12 protein-coding genes are annotated in these 18305 nt (G+C 39.0%); 8 read left to right on the top strand and 4 right to left on the bottom strand.

The features are described 5' to 3' along the window. Positions 1–16: 16 nt before the first annotated feature. Complete coding sequence (locus tag AC0IWT_RS00930) at positions 17–1243, top strand: MFS transporter (RefSeq protein WP_471795576.1); 1227 nt, start codon at positions 17–19, stop codon at positions 1241–1243. A gap of 35 nt (positions 1244–1278) precedes the next feature. On the opposite strand, the gene AC0IWT_RS00925 is transcribed toward AC0IWT_RS00930, so the two are convergent. Together AC0IWT_RS00925 and AC0IWT_RS00920 are read right to left on the bottom strand one after the other, a co-directional pair. Further along, positions 1279–2259 carry a glycoside hydrolase family 43 protein gene (locus tag AC0IWT_RS00925; RefSeq protein ID WP_471795575.1) on the bottom strand — a complete coding sequence of 327 codons (981 nt, stop codon included), beginning with the start codon at positions 2257–2259 and terminating at the stop codon, positions 1279–1281. A 325-nt stretch (positions 2260–2584) separates the two neighbouring features. Then, positions 2585–3955, bottom strand: coding sequence for a dipeptidase (locus AC0IWT_RS00920; protein ID WP_471795574.1), 1371 nt, complete (start codon positions 3953–3955; stop codon positions 2585–2587). 257 nt (positions 3956–4212) lie between these two features. On the opposite strand from AC0IWT_RS00920, the gene AC0IWT_RS00915 reads away from it, so the two are divergent. Next, complete coding sequence (locus AC0IWT_RS00915; RefSeq protein ID WP_471795573.1) at positions 4213–5184, top strand: GDSL-type esterase/lipase family protein; 972 nt, start codon at positions 4213–4215, stop codon at positions 5182–5184. A 59-nt stretch (positions 5185–5243) separates the two neighbouring features. On the opposite strand, the gene AC0IWT_RS00910 is transcribed toward AC0IWT_RS00915, so the two are convergent. Then, on the bottom strand, positions 5244–5567 hold the full coding sequence (locus AC0IWT_RS00910; RefSeq protein WP_471795572.1) for a DUF493 family protein: 324 nt from the start codon (positions 5565–5567) through the stop codon (positions 5244–5246). Positions 5568–5976: 409 nt separating this feature from the next. Between AC0IWT_RS00910 and AC0IWT_RS00905 the strand changes: the two genes are divergently transcribed. The 6 genes from AC0IWT_RS00905 (at position 5977) to AC0IWT_RS00880 (ending at position 17669) form a co-directional block, all read left to right on the top strand. Beyond that, positions 5977–8274, top strand: coding sequence for an ATP-dependent helicase (locus tag AC0IWT_RS00905; protein WP_056870979.1), 2298 nt, complete (start codon positions 5977–5979; stop codon positions 8272–8274). Between the two features lie 843 nt (positions 8275–9117). Beyond that, a complete protein-coding gene (gene smc / locus AC0IWT_RS00900; protein ID WP_471795571.1) occupies positions 9118–12657 on the top strand; it encodes a chromosome segregation protein SMC in 3540 nt (1179 codons plus the stop codon). Positions 12658–12936: 279 nt separating this feature from the next. Then, positions 12937–13911, top strand: coding sequence for a M28 family peptidase (locus AC0IWT_RS00895; RefSeq protein ID WP_471795570.1), 975 nt, complete (start codon positions 12937–12939; stop codon positions 13909–13911). A 193-nt stretch (positions 13912–14104) separates the two neighbouring features. Next, on the top strand, positions 14105–14476 hold the full coding sequence (locus AC0IWT_RS00890; protein WP_056870871.1) for a BlaI/MecI/CopY family transcriptional regulator: 372 nt from the start codon (positions 14105–14107) through the stop codon (positions 14474–14476). Continuing rightward, on the top strand, positions 14476–16011 hold the full coding sequence (locus tag AC0IWT_RS00885) for a M56 family metallopeptidase (protein WP_471795569.1): 1536 nt from the start codon (positions 14476–14478) through the stop codon (positions 16009–16011). The genes AC0IWT_RS00890 and AC0IWT_RS00885 overlap by 1 nt, the downstream gene beginning before the upstream one ends. Positions 16012–16265: 254 nt before the next feature. Next, complete coding sequence (locus AC0IWT_RS00880) at positions 16266–17669, top strand: M56 family metallopeptidase (RefSeq protein WP_471795568.1); 1404 nt, start codon at positions 16266–16268, stop codon at positions 17667–17669. Here AC0IWT_RS00880 and rsmG read toward each other — a convergent pair whose 3' ends face one another. Then, a complete protein-coding gene (rsmG, locus tag AC0IWT_RS00875) occupies positions 17670–18305 on the bottom strand; it encodes a 16S rRNA (guanine(527)-N(7))-methyltransferase RsmG (protein WP_471795567.1) in 636 nt (211 codons plus the stop codon). It lies immediately after the preceding gene.

The following is an 18305-nucleotide window of genomic DNA, read 5'->3' as shown; positions in this document are numbered from 1 at the left end:
AAATCAAGACGCTGGCATGCTTAAACTCATTTTTAATACTTATAGAACATCTTTTAGTGGATTAAGTCGGGAAACCTGGCTTTTAAGTATTGTTATGATGTTTAATCGTTGCGGTAGCATGGCCGTTCCGTTTATGGGTTTGTATGTGACGCAAAGTCTGCATCGGTCGGAAATGGACGCCGGGCTAATTATTACGCTGTTTGGTGTAGGCTCAATTCTTGGCTCGGCAATAGGCGGTAAACTTACTGATATTATCGGCTTCAGACCTGTTCAAATCTTATCTTCTATTATCGGTGGCTTGCTATTCATTCTATTTTCGACGATAACCCACTTTTCTACCTTATGTATTTTAGCCGTTGTAATCAGCTTCTTTTCCGAAGCATTTCGACCGGCTAACTTTACAGCAGTTGCGCATTATGCCGGGCCAGATACCATAACCCGCTCCTATTCGCTAAACCGGCTCGCAGTAAATATAGGCTGGTCTGTAGGGATTAGCCTGGCCGGGATTATTGCATCAATAAATTATAAGTTGTTATTTATTGTTGAAGGGGGAGTAAGTATAATTGTTGGCGTACTAATCCTCTCGTTTTTACCAAAAGTTAAAGATTTCATTAAACAGGCCAAAGCCAGGGCAAACAGCATGGTGATTAAAAAACCATGGCAGGATATTTTCTATGTGAAATTCATTCTGCTCACAACAGTTTTCATCACCTGTGCATTCCTGATGTTTAGAGTAGTTCCAGTATTTTTCAAGGAACAGTGGCACATAGATGAGTTTGAAATTGGAATAATTATCGGATTAAACGGAGCTATAATTGCACTTTTTGAAATGATAATGATTAACCAGATTGAGAAGAAACGCTCGCCAATGTACTTTATCGTTATCGGCTCGATATTATTTGCCGCATCTTATTTAATTTTAAGTGCGCCGGTTAGTTATCACCTTGCCGCAGCAGTACTTACCATTGTAATTTTTACCGGTGGTGAAATGTTTGCCTTGCCCTTCATAAACACGATTGTAATTAGCAGAAGCAACGAACATAACCGCGGCCTGTATGCTGCCGGGTATACCTTAAGTTGGTCATTTGCGCAAGTTATAGGACCGCTGGCCGGATTTTTCATTGCAAGGCACTTTGGTTATAACTGGCTTTGGCTCGGTCTGGCATGCATGTTATTGTTATGTGCATACACTTTCAGCTTGTTGAATGCGAAAAAAGCGGAGCCAATAATCGAAGCGAATTAGAATCAGCCGGAAATTAAAATCCGGCTGAGTATTAGTTATTTTACTTTCTGAGCTTTTACACCTTCTGTCGTAATTTTTACAGGAAGTATGTTTCCATTTTTATCGAAATTGAGCTCATCAATGCAGGTTTCGCGATGGTTACCATCTTTATCACCTAAGGGCCGGCGGTGATAAACAATATAATATTTATCTTTTTTCTTATTGATTATAATGGAATGATGGCCTGCACCCGTTGCGATTGTTGCATCCTGCTTCAAAATTTTATCTACCCTTTTAAATGGTCCAAATGGAGAATCGCCAACTGCATAGGCTACAGAGTAGTCGGGGCCAGTCCAGCCGCCCTCGCTCCACATAAAGTAATATTTACCATTTCTGATAAACATGTAAGGGCCTTCAACATACTTATCCGGGGTTATCTCTTTAAAAATCGTACCATCGTCAAATGGTAGGAAACCCGTAAAATCATTATTCAGTTTTGCTATATTACAATGGCGCCATCCTCCATAAATTAGATAATACTGCCCATCTTTATCTTTAAAAACGAACTGATCGATCGGTTGCGCACCATTATGAAACTTATCCACCAGTGGTTTTCCCAGGTGATCTTTAAACGGGCCTTCGGGCTTGTCTGCAACCGCCACGCCAATTCCGCCAACTTCCTGGTCGCTTTGAATATCATTGGCGCCGAAAAACAAATAGTATTTTTTGTCTTTTTCTACAATTGCGGGCGCCCACATTGCTTTATTTGCCCATTTTATTGCCGCGGTATCTAATACATGAGGGTGTTTTTTCCATTCCACCAAATCCTTAGATGAAAAAGCATCCAAGAAAACCTGCTCGCGGTATCTGGCAGAATATGTTGGGTAAACCCAGTATTGATTATTGAAAATTGCCGCCTCGGGGTCGGCGTACCACCCCTTAAAAATAGGGTTTCCAGACTGATTAATCGTTTTAGTACTTTGAGCAAAGGAAGTAGCCGCTACAAAAAGTAAAAGATATGAGCATATGTATTTCATGTCGACAATTTAAGAAAATTAGCGGGATAATTCAAAGAGGTCTACGGAGGATCAAATTGATCTCAGCAAATTGATTTCGAATTATAGTAACAAAATATTAATCTGCGTAATTAGCGTAATCTGGGGAGAATTCAAAAAGGAGCCTGCAGATTTAATTGATTTTCGCGGATTGATTTGACTTTTTCAATCTCTCCAGAGTTGATTAGCTTGCTTAATAGCAATATTTTGAATTAAAAAACAAAACTTCAACCCAAAGAAGCATCTTCAAAAAAAAATCTGCAAGCGGTTCATCCCACTTGCAGATCTTATAAGAATCATCCAGAAATTACTTACTCAAAGCCGCAAAATATTTATGGAAGAGTGGCAAGGTTTCTATCCCTTTATAGTAATTATAGATGTCGTATTTTTCGTTTGGAGAGTGCAACGCATCACTATCTAAACCAAAACCGAAAAGAACCGATTTAATCCCTAACACATCTTCAAACAAGGCTACGATAGGAATGCTGCCACCGCCGCGAGTTGGGATCGCTTTTTTGCCGAAGCTATCCTCAATCGCCTTTTCCGCAGCACGGTACGCAACACTATCCGTTGGCGTTACAACAGGCTCGCCACCATGATGTGGCGTAACTTTCACTTTTACATTTTTAGGCGCTATACTTTCAAAATGTTTTGTAAAGATTTCAGCAATTTCTTCTGAGCTTTGATTTGGCACCAAACGCATTGAAATTTTTGCATTCGCTTTACTAGGCAATACGGTTTTTGCACCTTCGCCAATGTAACCGCTCCATATTCCGTTCACCTCTAAAGTTGGGCGAGTACCAGTCCGCTCCAATGTTGAGTAACCTTTTTCACCCCAAACTTCTTCAATGTTTAAATCCTTTTTATATTCGTCTTCATTATAAGGCGCAGAATTTAATGCTTTCTTCTCTTCATCTGTCAGTTCGATAACTTTATCGTAAAAAGCCGGAATGGTAATGTGATTATTTTCATCGTGTAACGATGCTATCATTTTACACAAAATGGTTGCCGGATTTGCTACTGCCCCTCCATACACTCCAGAATGTAAATCGCGGTTCGGACCAACAACTTCTACTTCCATGTATGCCAGCCCACGTAAACCAGTTTCAATCGATGGATTGTCCATGCTAATCATTGAAGTATCAGAAATCAAAACAACATCAGCTTTCAAACGCTCTGCATTATCTTTTACGAAAATACCCAGGTTTGCAGATCCAACTTCCTCCTCGCCTTCAATCATAAACTTAACGTTACAGGCCAAAGTATTTGTTTGCATCATCAGCTCAAATGCTTTTACGTGCATGTAAAACTGTCCTTTGTCATCGCAGGCGCCACGAGCGTAAATCTTTCCGTCGCGAACGGTTGGTTCAAAGGGTGGTGTATGCCACAGCTCTAACGGGTCGGCAGGTTGAACATCGTAATGACCATATATTAAAACGGTTGGTAAAGAATTGTCTATAATTTTTTCACCGTAAACAATAGGATAACCTGCAGTTGTACAAATCTCCACATTCTCAGCGCCCGCATCTTTAAGCTTTTGCGCCACAAAATCTGCTGTTTTTAATACATCGGCTTTATACTTTGGGTCGGCACTTACCGATGGGAAACGCAGTAATTCGAACAACTCGTCTAAAAAACGTTGCTTATGTGTTTCTACATAATTTTTAATCTCTTGCATAACAAATGAATTTGGGCAAATATAGGGTTTTACAAGAAAAGCCTTTACATATTCGCGTGTAAATGAACAAAATCAGATGGCATAAATACGGATTATGTAACTGTATTAGTAAAGCTACAGGTTTTATAATTTTGGTTTATGTAATTTAACTGTTGAATATTCAAAATAAATATTTCCCCGGGAAGTTTTGTTTCGATTTTTTATTAAATTGCGCCCTTTAAACACAACATAGAAACCTCAAAGTAAGAAAGTTATCAATGAAATTAAGCGCAATTGTATCGCATATTCTGCTGCTGTTTTCATTTTTAACACCAGTTTTGGTTTTTTCTCAAACTAACGTAAAAGTTAGTTGTCCGGAGGCTGCGCAATATTATGCTAAAGACAGCATTAACATTGTAACTTTTGGAGCCAGTACTGTTGAAGGCGTTAAAGGGCTTGGTTTCCAAACAATGCTTGAAAGCAATTTTACAAACTGTTATACTGGCAAAGTTATTAATATTACCAATCAAGGTATCGGCGGACAAACAACGCTTCAGGGGTTACTGCGGATTGACAAAGCGATTAAGGATCGAACCGGTTTCATCGTGATAGATATGGGCATAAACGATGCGCTCTCAATTGCCGCCGGGAGAGGCAGCGTGGCAGAAACTGAATCGAATATGCGCTTGCTGATTACCACAAGTTTAAAGCAAAATTTGGTTCCAATAATCTGTACACTACAAAATGTAGATGATAGAACGAATACAAGCCTGGTGGCTGTTAATACTACTATCCGTCAGATTAATGCCGTTTACAGACGATTGGTAACAGAATACAAATTATACCTTGCGGATGTTAACGCAGCAATGAGACGAGACTTTTCGCTATATCAGGATCCTTACCATCCAAATGCGAGAGGCTATAGATTAATAAGTTACGTGATTTTTGATGCAATTAACAAGGCAATTTTTGATAAATTCTTATTGTTTGTTGTTTCGCAAAATTACCCGAACCCGGCATCTACCCAAACATCTATTGATATTGTTTTGCCTGAGGCAGATAAAATTAATGTGCAGATTTACGATTTAATGGGACGTTTAGCTAAAACGGTTGTAAACGAATATTTTAATACCGGGAAACATACTTTGGAAATCAATACCACAGCATTTGTGCCTGGAATTTACTTCTTCAAAATATCTTCCGATTCCGGACGGTTTAATGCCGTAAAAAAGTTCATTGTGGCGAAATAAGAAACACCCAGACTTCTAGTTGCTTTGAATCTCCTGTTTCGCCACTTAGAAACTTAAAATTAAAGTGTCATTATGCCCGAAATGTTTCCAGCCGATTTGTAAATAGCAATCACTTCATCTGCATTTTGCATTTGTTTTTTTACGGTTATCGAAACATATTTGCCGGTTTTTGAGGGCTGTTCGATAAATTCGTCATCAGGTAAAATGGTGCGTAATTCGTCTATCTTTTCGCGGCCGCCGGTAATTATAAATTTGAAGTTATAAACGCCAGGAAACTTTTCTACGCTTTCTAACTTCTCTTTTAGATTTGCATAAATATCGGTGCTTGTTCCTTCCGGAATATCTGTAAATTCGATTTCTTTGTTAATTTTTTTCTCTTCCATGATGATAACTATATATCAATTTCTATTCCTAAACAGATAAAGTGAAATTTTGGCAGAGAAATGATTAGTCACTGCCCAGCGGTGGCAACCGCTAAAGTAACCACATGGAATATGTCCTTTAAAAACCTTTACCTTTTGTACTTCGATTTTTCGGTACGGCACAGCAATGAATTGTAGAGGCGCTGAAACCGACCGTTGTAAGTAGCAGGAAACTAATTTCTTTAAACCTTGGCGCAGCGGATACCGGCCTTGAGCCTAAGGCCTGCAGCCGTATAAGCGAAGTAAAGGACTGGCTATGTACTGATACAAAGGTTTCGCTTTTCAAAAAAAACAGCGTTCTATTTCTCCACAAATTCAATAAAAAACTTTTGAATTGTTATTTTTGAGCCTCAAAAAAACAGGAGCCGATTTGGACTATTTAGAAGGATTAAACCCACAACAAAGAGCAGCAGTAGAGAATACAAAAGGACCGGTAATGATTGTTGCGGGTGCTGGTTCGGGTAAAACACGCGTAATTACATACCGTGTTGCACACCTGATTCAAACCGGTACGGATCCGTTTAACATTTTGGTTTTAACCTTTACCAACAAGGCGAGTAAGGATATGCGTGAGCGTATTTCTAAAGTTGTTGGCGCCGAGGCCAAGAATATCTGGATGGGCACATTTCACTCTGTTTTTGCAAAAATTTTACGTGTTGAGGCTGAAAAAATTGGTTATCCAAACAACTTTACCATTTACGATACCGACGATAGCAAGAGCGTTATCCGTGCCATTTTGAAAGAAATGCAATTGGATGATAAATTATATGCGGCTAATTTTGTGTATGGCCGAATTTCATCTGCTAAAAACAACCTGATTTCCTGGGGCGAATATCAGGCAAACGACCAGATTCAGGCAGAAGATATTCAGAATAAACGCCCGTTGCTGGGGCAGATTTACGAACAATATGCCAAGCGCTGTTTTAGGGCAGGTGCGATGGATTTTGATGATTTACTGTTCAAAACGAATATTTTACTTAAAGAACACCCTGATGTTTTAAATAAATACCAGCAAAAATTTAGGTATTTAATGGTTGATGAGTATCAGGATACTAACTTTTCGCAATATACGATTGTAAAAAAACTGGCTGCTGCTTACCAAAACATTTGTGTGGTGGGCGACGATGCACAAAGTATTTATGCTTTTCGTGGGGCTAATATTCAAAACATTTTAAATTTTGAACGCGATTATCCCGACCTGAAAGTTTATAAATTAGAGCAGAATTACCGTTCTACCCAAAATATTGTTGATGCCGCAAGCAGCATCATTGCCAACAACAAAAATCAGCTGGAAAAAAATGTATTTTCTGAAAATGTTGAGGGTGATAGAATTAAAGTGTCGCGGGCCTTTACTGATAACGAAGAAGGTAAGTTAGTTGCAGAATCGATTATTCAGGAGCGCAGTTTAAAGGGTTACCAATACCATGATTTTGCAATTTTGTACCGCACAAATGCGCAAAGCAGGGCGATGGAGGAAGGTTTGCGCAAACTTAATGTTCCTTACAGAATTTATGGCGGCACGTCTTTTTACCAGCGCAAAGAGATAAAAGATTTGATTGCGTATTTCCGCCTAACATTTAATCCAAAAGATGAGGAGGCAATAAAAAGGGTAATTAACTATCCGAAGCGGGGAATTGGAGATACATCAATAGATAAAATAATTGTTGCTGCCGACCAGAACAACATTACCATGTGGGATGTAATTTCCAATGCTCATCAATATGTTGACGGACGTTTAGCTAACCAGCTAAATGATTTCTCGATGATGGTTCAAAGCTTTCAGGCAGAAGCTAAAAAGCTTGATGCATACGATTCTGCGCTGTTTATTGCCCAACATGCGGGTATTTTGAAGGAACTATATACTGACGATAGTGTGGAGGGCCGGGCAAGATATGAAAACATTCAGGAGTTGTTAAACGGTATAAAAGAGTTCGCGGAGCGTGAAGATATAGAAGAAAAAGGCCTCGACATTTTTATGCAGGATGTTGCGCTTTTAACCAATGATGACAAGGATGGCGATAAAAATAAAGACACAGTTTCTTTGATGACCATCCACTCTGCTAAAGGTTTAGAGTTTAAAAATGTGTTTATTGTAGGTTTAGAGGAAAATCTTTTCCCATCTCAGATGTCGGTTAATTCGCGTGCTGATTTGGAAGAGGAACGCCGGTTATTTTATGTTGCTATTACTCGGGCAGAAGTAAAATTGACGATAACTTACGCGACCTCACGCTATCGTTGGGGGACGCTGACGAATTGCGAACCGAGTCGTTTTATTAATGAAATTAACCCTAAATTTTTAGAGTTAGATGTTAAACCTGCCAAGAGCAATGTGTTTGAAGGCAACTTTGATGACGAACGCAAAACCTGGACTTCACAACCACGTGATTTCTTTAGTAAGCCGAAACCTGCAGGTACTGCCTCTGCCCCACCGCCCCGTCCGAAAACGACCTCGCTTTTGGCCAAAGCCCACGTTCCAACACCTGGTTTTGCACCTTCGCAGCCACACGAATTTCAAGGCGGTATGGAAGTAGAACATGAAAAATTCGGCTTCGGCAAAATTATTAGTCTTGAAGGTAATTTACCGGACGTTAAAGCGACTGTATTTTTTCAAGGTTTAGGCAATAAGCAGTTGCTGCTGAAGTTTGCTAAGTTGATGATTGTTAGGTAAGAGGGGGCCTCACCCTATTGACGGTAGAAATATATCATGTTCCTCTGCACTCCCTCTCCAGAGGAGATGGAAACAACACGCGGGGGTTTAACCGTTAAGTTCAAAGCAATATCTGCAAAACCCTCTCTTTCAGGAGAGGGCAGCTACCAAATTTGCCAAACCACAAACTTTCATAGGGTGAGGCTCTAAACCATTTGGTTCGACGCAGTCCCCGCAAAACCCTCTCTTTCAGGAGAGGGCAGCCTCCAAATTTGCCAAATCACAAACTTTCATAGCATGAGGGCCCTAAACAATTAGGTTCGAAGCAATATCTGCAAAACCCTCTCTTTCAGGAGAGGGCAGCTTACAAATTTGCCTAACCACAAACTTTCATAGGGTGAGGCTCTAAACCATTAGGTTCGAAGCACTACCAATTAAACCCTCTCTTTCAGGAGAGGGCAGCTTACAAATTTGCCTAACCACTTACTTTCATAGGGTGAGGGTCCTAAACAATTAGGTTCGAAGCAATATCTGCAAAACCCTCTCTTTCAGGAGAGGGCAGCTACGAAATTTGCCTAACCACAAACTTTCATAGGGTGAGGCTCTAAACCATTAGGTTCGAAGCAACCCCCGCAAAACCCTCTCTTTCAGGAGAGGGCAGCTACAAAATTTGCCAAACCGCAAACTTTCACAGGGTGAGGCTCTTTGTTAGCTATCCTCCGCAAAAACTCCACTCCTCTGTGGCAAAACACGTCAATTTCTTCGCGAAAAGCTTTCATTCCTTTACGATTAAACGTAGAACTTGCGTTTGAAAAACCCCAAAATTATCCTTAATATTGAGTTCGGTTCCCGTGTTAAAAAACCATGCAACTTACCCGGTTAGAAATTAAAGGATTTAAGAGCTTTGGCGACAAAGTCACCATCAATTTTAATGAGGGAGTTACCGCTATTGTTGGACCGAATGGTTGCGGCAAATCCAATGTAATCGATGCCATGCGTTGGGTTTTAGGGGAGCAAAGCACAAAAGCCTTACGTTCCGAAAAGATGGAAAACATCATATTTAACGGCACCAAAAACCGCAAGCAAGCGCAGTTAGCAGAGGTTTCCTTAAGTTTCGACAACACAAAAAACATCCTTCCAACGGCCTATTCACAAGTTACCGTTACCAGGAAATTGTACCGGAACGGCGATAGCGAATATCGCTTAAACGATGTGCAATGCAGATTAAAAGACATTACAGATTTATTTCTCGATACCGGAATTGGCTCGGATAGTTACTCTATTATCGAACTTAAAATGGTTGACGAGATTATCACGAATAAAGAACATAGCCGGCGCTCTTTGTTTGAAGAAGCCTCGGGCATTTCGAAGTATAAATTACGTAAGAAACAGACATTTAACAAGTTAAAAGATACAGAAACCGACTTGGAACGTGTGGAAGACTTGCTTTTTGAAATCGAAAAGAATCTGAAAACACTCGAAAATCAAGCCCGGAAAGCCGAGCGCTATTATAAGCTGAAAGAGCAATATAGAGCATTGAGCGTTCAACTGGCAACCCATCGCATTGCGTTTTTTAGAACCGATTTGAACGCCCTGGAAAGCCAGGAACAAAGTCAGCAGGTTTTAAGAACCGAGTTAAGTGCAAATATCGATACGCAGGAAGCACAGATACAAAAATTAAAATTCGAAAGCATTAACCACGAAAAGAATCTTTCGATACAACAAAAAGCGACTAACGAACTGGTTTCGAAGATTCGAACCTATGAAAGCGAAAAGAAAGTTAAAAATGAGCAAATGCGCTTTCTGCAGGAGAAAGAAACACGTTTATCTGGCGAACTTGAGAAGGATAGAAATCAGCTAAACCACATAAAATACAACATAAAGCGCTTAAACGAAGAAATTTTAACCGAAACAGACGTCTTCAATAAAATTGAGTCTGATTTGAAATTGCTTAAGTCTTCACTTGATTCGCTTCGCGAACAACAACAAATTGAGAAAAACCGTATCGATAATCTTTCCAAATCGGTAAACGAAATTCAAAGTCAGGTTTACCAGTCGCAAAAGGAAATCGACATTTTAAACATCCAAAAGGACGCTTTGCTACAGGAAAGCAATAGAAATATTGACGATGCCGAAACAAAGACCTCTGAATTAAAAGCTTTCGACCACGCTTTGGCCGAGTTAGACATTCAGGTTGCAGAAAGACAGCATAAAATTAAACAACTCAAGGAAGCCGAAGAGTTGTTGAAAGAAAAGTTGACGGCATCGGAAATTAATTTAAATGCAAACAAAGAGCGACTCACTGCAGAGAACAGAAAAAAAGATGCTAAACAAAACGAATACAACCTTACAAAGTCGCTTGTAGATAGTTTGGAAGGTTTTCCAGAGTCTATTCGTTTCCTGAAAAAGAATAGTGCCTTTTCAAAAAACGCTTTGCTCCTATCTGATATTCTCTTTTGTGATGAGGATTATCGGATTGCCATTGAAAATTATCTGGAACCTGTTATGAATCACTATGTTGTTGATAAATATGCAGATGCTGTACAGGCGATTAATTTGCTGACAGATGCTAGTCGTGGCAGGGCAAACTTTTTTGTTTTGGAAAACATTCCTGATAAAAATGCTACGGCCGGCCAGTACGATGGCTTAATTCCTGCACTATCGGTTACCGAGGTTGATAAAAAATACCAAAGTCTTTGCAGCCTACTTTTGCAAAACGTGTATATCGCCATTACTGAGCAAGAACACCTTTTCAAAACTACACCAACAGAAGGCATAACCATCCTGGCGAAAAACGGAAAGTATGCACAAACCAGATTTACATTAGCTGGAGGTTCAGTTGGGTTGTTTGAGGGAAAAAGAATAGGCCGGGCAAAGAATTTAGAAAACTTAGCGAAAGAGATTAAAACGTCAGAATCGCTTATTAATCAATACAATACAGCCATTTCTGCAGAAACAGATAATATTTTTAAGTTAAAAGAAGCTTCACAAATTAACCAGATTAATACGCTCCAACAAGAATTAAACCGTCTTGTAAACGAACATATTTCCGTTCAAACACGCCGCGACCAATACCAGGAATTTATTACGACCAGCGAAAACCGAAAAACTGACATTGCGCAAAAGATTGTTTCAATTGAAAAATCACTCAGCGAAAAGCTGCCTGCACTGATCGAATTGCAGAAAAAACAACAGCAAGAACATGTAAACCTGCAAGAACAGCAACTAAATTATCAGGAATTGGCAGAGCAGGTAAATGAATCAGCCGGAAAATATAACCAGGATAACATTCGTTTCCACCAACAGCAGAACAAATTGTCGGGTTTAGAAAAAGATTTAGATTACCGTTTTGTACAGGAAGAGGCACTTAATAAACGCGTTACCGAAAATGAAAAAGAACTGCAGCTAACGCTTACCCAAATTACCGAAACGCTACAACATACCGATCTAAGTGATGATACACTTTTAGAGATGTACCAACAACGGGAAGACTTAGAAAAAGGCCTCGCTGAGGTAGAAAAAGAGTATTTTCAGCGTAAAGGCGACATCAATGAGGCGGAGAATATGTTGAGTGCGATGCGAAAAAGACGGGAAGAAACTGACTTCTTTTTAACCGAACTTAAAGACAAAAAGAATGCGCTAAAAATTGATTTGAACTCGCTAAAAGAGCGGTTGGCTGTAGAATTTAATATCGATATCAATGACCTTTTAGAAACCGAAGTAGCGTCAGAGACTTCGGAAACAGAGTTCGAAATACGCCAAAAAGTAGAAAAAATGAAGCGCCAGCTCGAGGAGTTCGGAGCAATAAATTCTATGGCAATGGAAGCTTTTAAAGAAATGGAAGAGCGTTATACCTTTATCCAAGACCAGAAAAAAGATCTTACCGCTGCAAAAACCGACTTGTTACAAACCATCAAAGAGATTGATAACACTGCAAAAGACAAGTTCATGAAGGCCTTTACGCAGGCCCGAGCACATTTCATCGTTGTTTTTAGGTCGCTCTTTAACGAAGAAGATAGCTGCGATTTAATTTTATCCGATGTAAACAATCCTTTGGAGGCGGATATTGACATCGTTGCACGGCCTAAAGGAAAAAGACCACTTTCCATCAACCAGTTATCCGGAGGCGAAAAAACGCTCACCGCAACCGCCCTGCTTTTCTCGCTTTATCTACTAAAACCGGCTCCGTTTTGTATTTTTGATGAGGTTGATGCGCCCCTTGATGATACCAATATCGACAAATTCAATAACATCATAAGAAAGTTTTCAGACCAGTCGCAATTTATTATCGTGTCTCATAATAAAAGAACTATTGCCAGTACCGACATAATTTATGGCGTTACCATGGTAGAACAAGGAGTTTCTAGAGTTGTTGCAGTAGATTTAAGAGAGGTTGCGGCGTAGTTTCGTCTAAAAAGGAAGCATAATCGCATCTTTCTTTTTCGAAAATGAAAGGAACAGCTTTTGGAGGTTTTCAGTCCTGCTGTCCATTATTTCCGATGAAAAACCGGAACCATTGCCATCAGGTTTATGTACGCAATACAGCAAATGAAACAACGTTTTCCTTTCAATATCCCAAGAATTAATATCTTTAAGCATAATTTAAAATCACGCCATGGCGATTTTAGAGGCAAATAACAAGTAATCATTTGTTTAAAATACATTGTGGCGAAAATAAAAAATATGAAAATCTTATATATCGTTTCCTTAGCCATAATGCTAGGTGGCTGTTCAACAGTTAAAAACCAGCACGCTGATAGTTCAAATAAGTTGGACAACCAGCTATTAAAAGATGTCGAAATATTATCTTCCGATGCCTATCAGGGCCGAAAAACCGGCACTAAGGGTGCTGAAATGGCTAGAGCTTACATCGTTGTTCGCTTTCAGAAATTAGGCTTAAAATCTTATCCGCAAAATGTAAATTATGCCCAGGAATTTAACTTTAACGCCCGGGGTGGTGCAAAAGTAAACGGTACAAATATAATTGGCTACATACCAGGCAAAAGCGCAAATGTTGTTGTGGTTTCAGCGCATTACGACCACTTAGGTGTTGTGAAAGACCAGGTTTTTAACGGCGCCGATGATAACGCTTCGGGTACGGCCGGGTTATTAAAAATCGCGGAGTACTTCGCTAAAAACAAGCCTAACAATACTATTATTTTTGCTGCCTTTGATGCTGAAGAAATGGGCTTACAAGGTGCAAAAGCGTTCGTGGCAAATCCACCGGTTAATATTAATACCATTGCAGTTGATTTAAATATGGATATGATAAGCCACAGCGATAAGGGCGAACTTTATGTGGCAGGAACGTTCAAGTATCCTAACCTTAAGAAATATGTTGATACCACAAGAAAGGATATAAAAGTTATTTTAGGCCATGACGACCCCAAACTTGGTCATGATGACTGGACAAACCAAAGTGACCAGGGCGCTTTCAATGCAAAAAACATCCCGTTTTTATATTTTGGCGTAGAAGATCATAAAGACTATCATAAGGCTACAGATGAATATTCTACCATTACTAAACAATTCTTCAGCAACGCAGCCAATGCAGTACTGGAGGTTGTTAAAAGCATTGATAAGCAAAGTGGTATACAGCAATCATTGAAAGATAAAATGATAATGATTGATAGCCCGGGAAAATCTCAGAAATTTTAGCCCTCAATACTAGATAAAATACCTCAACAATCAAACCTGCCCCCTCCGGGCAGGTTTTTTTTATGCGTTCACATTGTCAGAAATAAGATTATTTAACTGTTAATCAATTAGTTATCAAATAAACTATGAAAATAGTTTGTAAACTATAAATATAGTAGTAACTTCATATAACCGAACTATAAAAATAGTTACTATGATAAAAGAGCTCACAAAAGCGGAAGAACAAGTCATGCTTATCCTTTGGGAAATGAAAGAAGCCCTGGTGAAAGATGTTATTGAGAAAATGGCCGAACCAAAACCCGCCTATAATACCGTTTCAACGGTAATCAGGGTGCTGGAAAGTAAAGGCTTTGTAGATCACAAGGCAGTAGGAAACACATATATATACTTCCCAATAATAAACGAGGCCGATTATAAACGTTTTGCGTTGAACAAAGTAATGACCAACTATTTCGAGAATTCGTATGAAAGCTTAGTTTCCTTTCTGGTAAACGAAAAAAGTATGAGCGCCGAAGAATTAAATGAACTTATTCAACTTGCCGAAAAACTTAAAAAAGATAAGTGATGAACCTGCTATACTACCTACTCGAAGCAAACGTATACCTGACTATTTTTTACGGGTTTTACAGGATACTGTTGCACAATGAAACATTCTACTCGCTCAACAGATATTACCTCTTGTTGAGTACGTTTTTAGCTTTCGTAATTCCGTTTTTTCAATTGGGTTTTTTGATAAAAGAGATGGTGATAATAGAAGAACCGGTTTACCAGCAAATTGTAGTAGAGAAACCCCTGCTCAGTACTGAAAACATATTGCTGTTTATCTATGCTTCCATCGCTTTAATATTTATTTCAAGAATAGTTTGGGGGTTCAGGCACATTTTTAAACTACTAAAAAAACCAAATAAGGTTGTTGAAAACGGTGTCACAATAGTTGAATTGGCAAACACCAAAACGGCCTTCTCTTTTTTTAATATGCTGTTTATCGACCCGGCATTGCCTAATAAAAATACAATTTTAACCCACGAAATGGCTCATATCCGGCAGAAACACAGTTTTGATATTATATTTTTCGAGCTGGTAAGGAGTTTCAACTGGTTTAACCCGATTGTTCATTTGCTACGCAAGGATATAAAGCTTATCCACGAATATCTCGCCGATGAAGATGCAACTAAGGAAGGCATACAGAAGTATGATTATGCGCTATTTCTAATTCAAAACTCCTATGGCGAACAAACTTTGCAGCTTACTAACCAAATATTTAATTCATCCATTTTAAAACGAAGAATAACCATGCTAAATCAAAAGAAATCAGCAAAATGGGCCAGGCTCAGGGTGCTACTAATACTGCCTGTTGTGAGTGGCATGCTTTGCGCCTCAACAATGGCTTTTACAAAAGATTATGGAGTAGTAGATTTATATCCAAAAGGCAACGTGTCGAGTTTTCTGCAGGATACTACGAAAAGGGTTAAAGCAAAAGAAATTCGAATTGCCGAACCCGTTCAAAAGGCTAAAAAGTCAGCTGTAAAAGAAATTGTGATTTCGGAACCGATACAACCGGCTAATAAAGCAAAAGGCACCAAATTACCCCCACCTCCACCGCCGCCTGTTGCACCGCCGGTAAGTAGAAAAGTTAAGGGCGTGAAATTGGCTCCGCCGCCACCGCCGCCTGTTGCGCCTCCACTAAGTAAAAAAGTTAAGGGCGTGAAATTGGCTCCGCCGCCACCGCCGCCCGTTGCACCTCCGGTAAGCAAGAAAACAAAAGGTGCTAATTTGCCGCCGCCACCGCCACCGGCAGAACCAGGCGATGCCAAAAATACCGATTTAACAGAACATGTTGTAAATGGACACCCCGGTAAAAGCGGGCAATTAAAGGCGCAACCTTTAAAATCTAACGCTGAACTCACTCCAGTTATCGTCAAGGGATACAAGATAACTGAAAAGACGAAGGTAGCGCCTGAGCCAACCGATAAGCATGGTGATAAAGCTACAAAGTCCTCTGACGCAAAATCGGCATCGGCAAAAATTTCGCTGCAGGTTAAAGATGCAATTACGAAAGAAATTAGAGATGCCCGTACAAAGGTTGCAATGGCTAATTAACAAATCGTAACACTAGATAGTAGAGTTTAGCAAATAAATCAATTGGCATAGTATCTCAATCAAAACTTATGAGCTGGTTATTTTATCTACTCGAAGCAAACTTATATTTAATTATATTTTATTGCTTCTTCAAAATTTTCCTGAATAAGGACACATTCTACAGTCTAAATAGATACTATTTGATTTTTTCGACACTTATTTCCTTTTTAATACCATTTTTTAAAGTGGGAATTTGGAGCAAAGAAGTAATAAATGTGGTTGAGAACACTGCTTATACCCAGCAGGAGATTACTACAAATGTCACAATGATTCAACATCCGCAAATCGTCGAATCTGCTTTTACTTTAAATTCTTTCATTTTTACGGCTTATTTGGTTGTTACCTTATTATTCATATTCAGGCTAACAAAAGGGTTCATTTCTATAATGAAAATTAAAGGCTTGAATGAATACGGAATTAAAAACGGCATCAGAATCATACATCTTGAAAAATCAAATGCTTCATTTTCCTTTTTCAACCTGCTATTTATCGATCCCGAATTAGAAAACCAAAGCACTATAAGAAAACATGAGATGGCACATATTAAACAAGGCCATAGCTTCGACATTCTATTTTACGAGCTTATCGGCGCAATAAACTGGTTTAATCCAGTCGTTTATCTATTGAAAAAGGATATAAAGCTTATTCATGAATATTTGGCCGACCTGGAGGTAACCGATTCAGAGATGAAAAAATACGACTATGCCATGTTTCTCATTAAACGATCAATTAATCTTCACAACTTAACGCTTACAAACCAAATATTTAATTCATCACTCTTAAAGAAAAGAATATTCATGTTAAATCAAAATAAAACAGCAGGATGGGTTAAACTCAAAATGTTATTCGTACTGCCTATAATCTGTGGCATGTTAGGGCTATCAACTATGGCTTTTAATAAAACTTATGGTGTACTGGATTTATATTCAAACGCAATAATAAAACAAGACACGATAAAAAGCAATAGCATAATTGAAGGATTGATGATTCGGGAAGAGGGTACTAAAATTAATTTGTATTTTAGATATAATGACTTACTGAAAAAGGGAATGCCAGTATCGAAAAAACTCTTTGTCGTAAATGGCAAATTGATTGAACCCGGAAGCTTTGGTGGTATCGAAAATGCAGATTATTTTATCGAATTAAATTCAGATAATGGAATGAAAAAATACGGTAAAAAGGCTGAGTTTGGTGTAATCGAAGCTGTTGGAAAAAACATCAAAATTCTAGATATCCCTTCGCCACCGCCACCAGGAAGACCCGATAGGCCAAATTTAAGCCTCTTACCGCCCCCGCCGCCTGGTGAACCCAAGGTTAAAACTGAAAAATATCCAAATCCAACAGCAACAAAAAATGTCGTTTTAGATAGGCGCAAAAATGATAAGTTTATCCTTCCGGAAATGAGTTCCGGACGAAAGTCTGTTCAGATATTGAGTTTATCTGGCAAGAGAATATACGCAACCTTTAATTATGTGAATGACTGGGATGGTAAACTATCCAACATTCAAATGTTAAAAAACAGAACGATACCGGCCGGAAAATATGTTTATGTTGTGCTGATTACTAAAAAAGATAAGCAACCAAATGATGCAAAAAAGGGGTATCTAACCATCATCTAGTTATTGAGGAACGTAAACCACATACTTAGTTTCAAAAAAGGCTTCTTCAAAGTGGGCTGAAAGCGGATAGAGTTCTGCTTTCAGTTTTGATTCTTTAATCTCTTCTGCCAGGTCGCCTCCCTTTAAATAAAGAATTCCATTTGGAATTGCATTTAGAGATTCCTTTTTGAACTTTCCTTGAATCCACGGGTAAAACTCGCCCAAACGCGTAACTGCTCGCGAAATTATGAAATTAAACTTCTCTTTTATTTGCTCAGCCCTCAGATGGTCGGCTTTCAAATTCTCGAGTCCAAGTGCCGATGCAACCTCTTTTACAACTTTGATTTTCTTCCCAATCGAATCTACAAGGTAAAAATCCGTTTCAGGAAATAAAATGGCTAGTGGAATACCTGGGAATCCGCCACCGGTACCCACGTCCAGAACAGTTTCTCCTGCTTTAAACGAACAAACTTTGGCAATGCCCAAAGAGTGCAAAACGTGACGTTCATAGAGTTCTTCGATATCTTTTCTGGATATTACATTGATTTGTGAATTCCAGAAACTATATAAATCAAATAATTGAGCGAACTGGGAAATTTGCTTTTCTGATAAATTAGGAAAATATTTTAACAGGATATCAGGTTTTACTTCAGACAT

This window comes from Pedobacter sp. AC464 (assembly GCF_979253075.1).
This window is presented reverse-complemented; position numbering and strand designations above follow the sequence as displayed.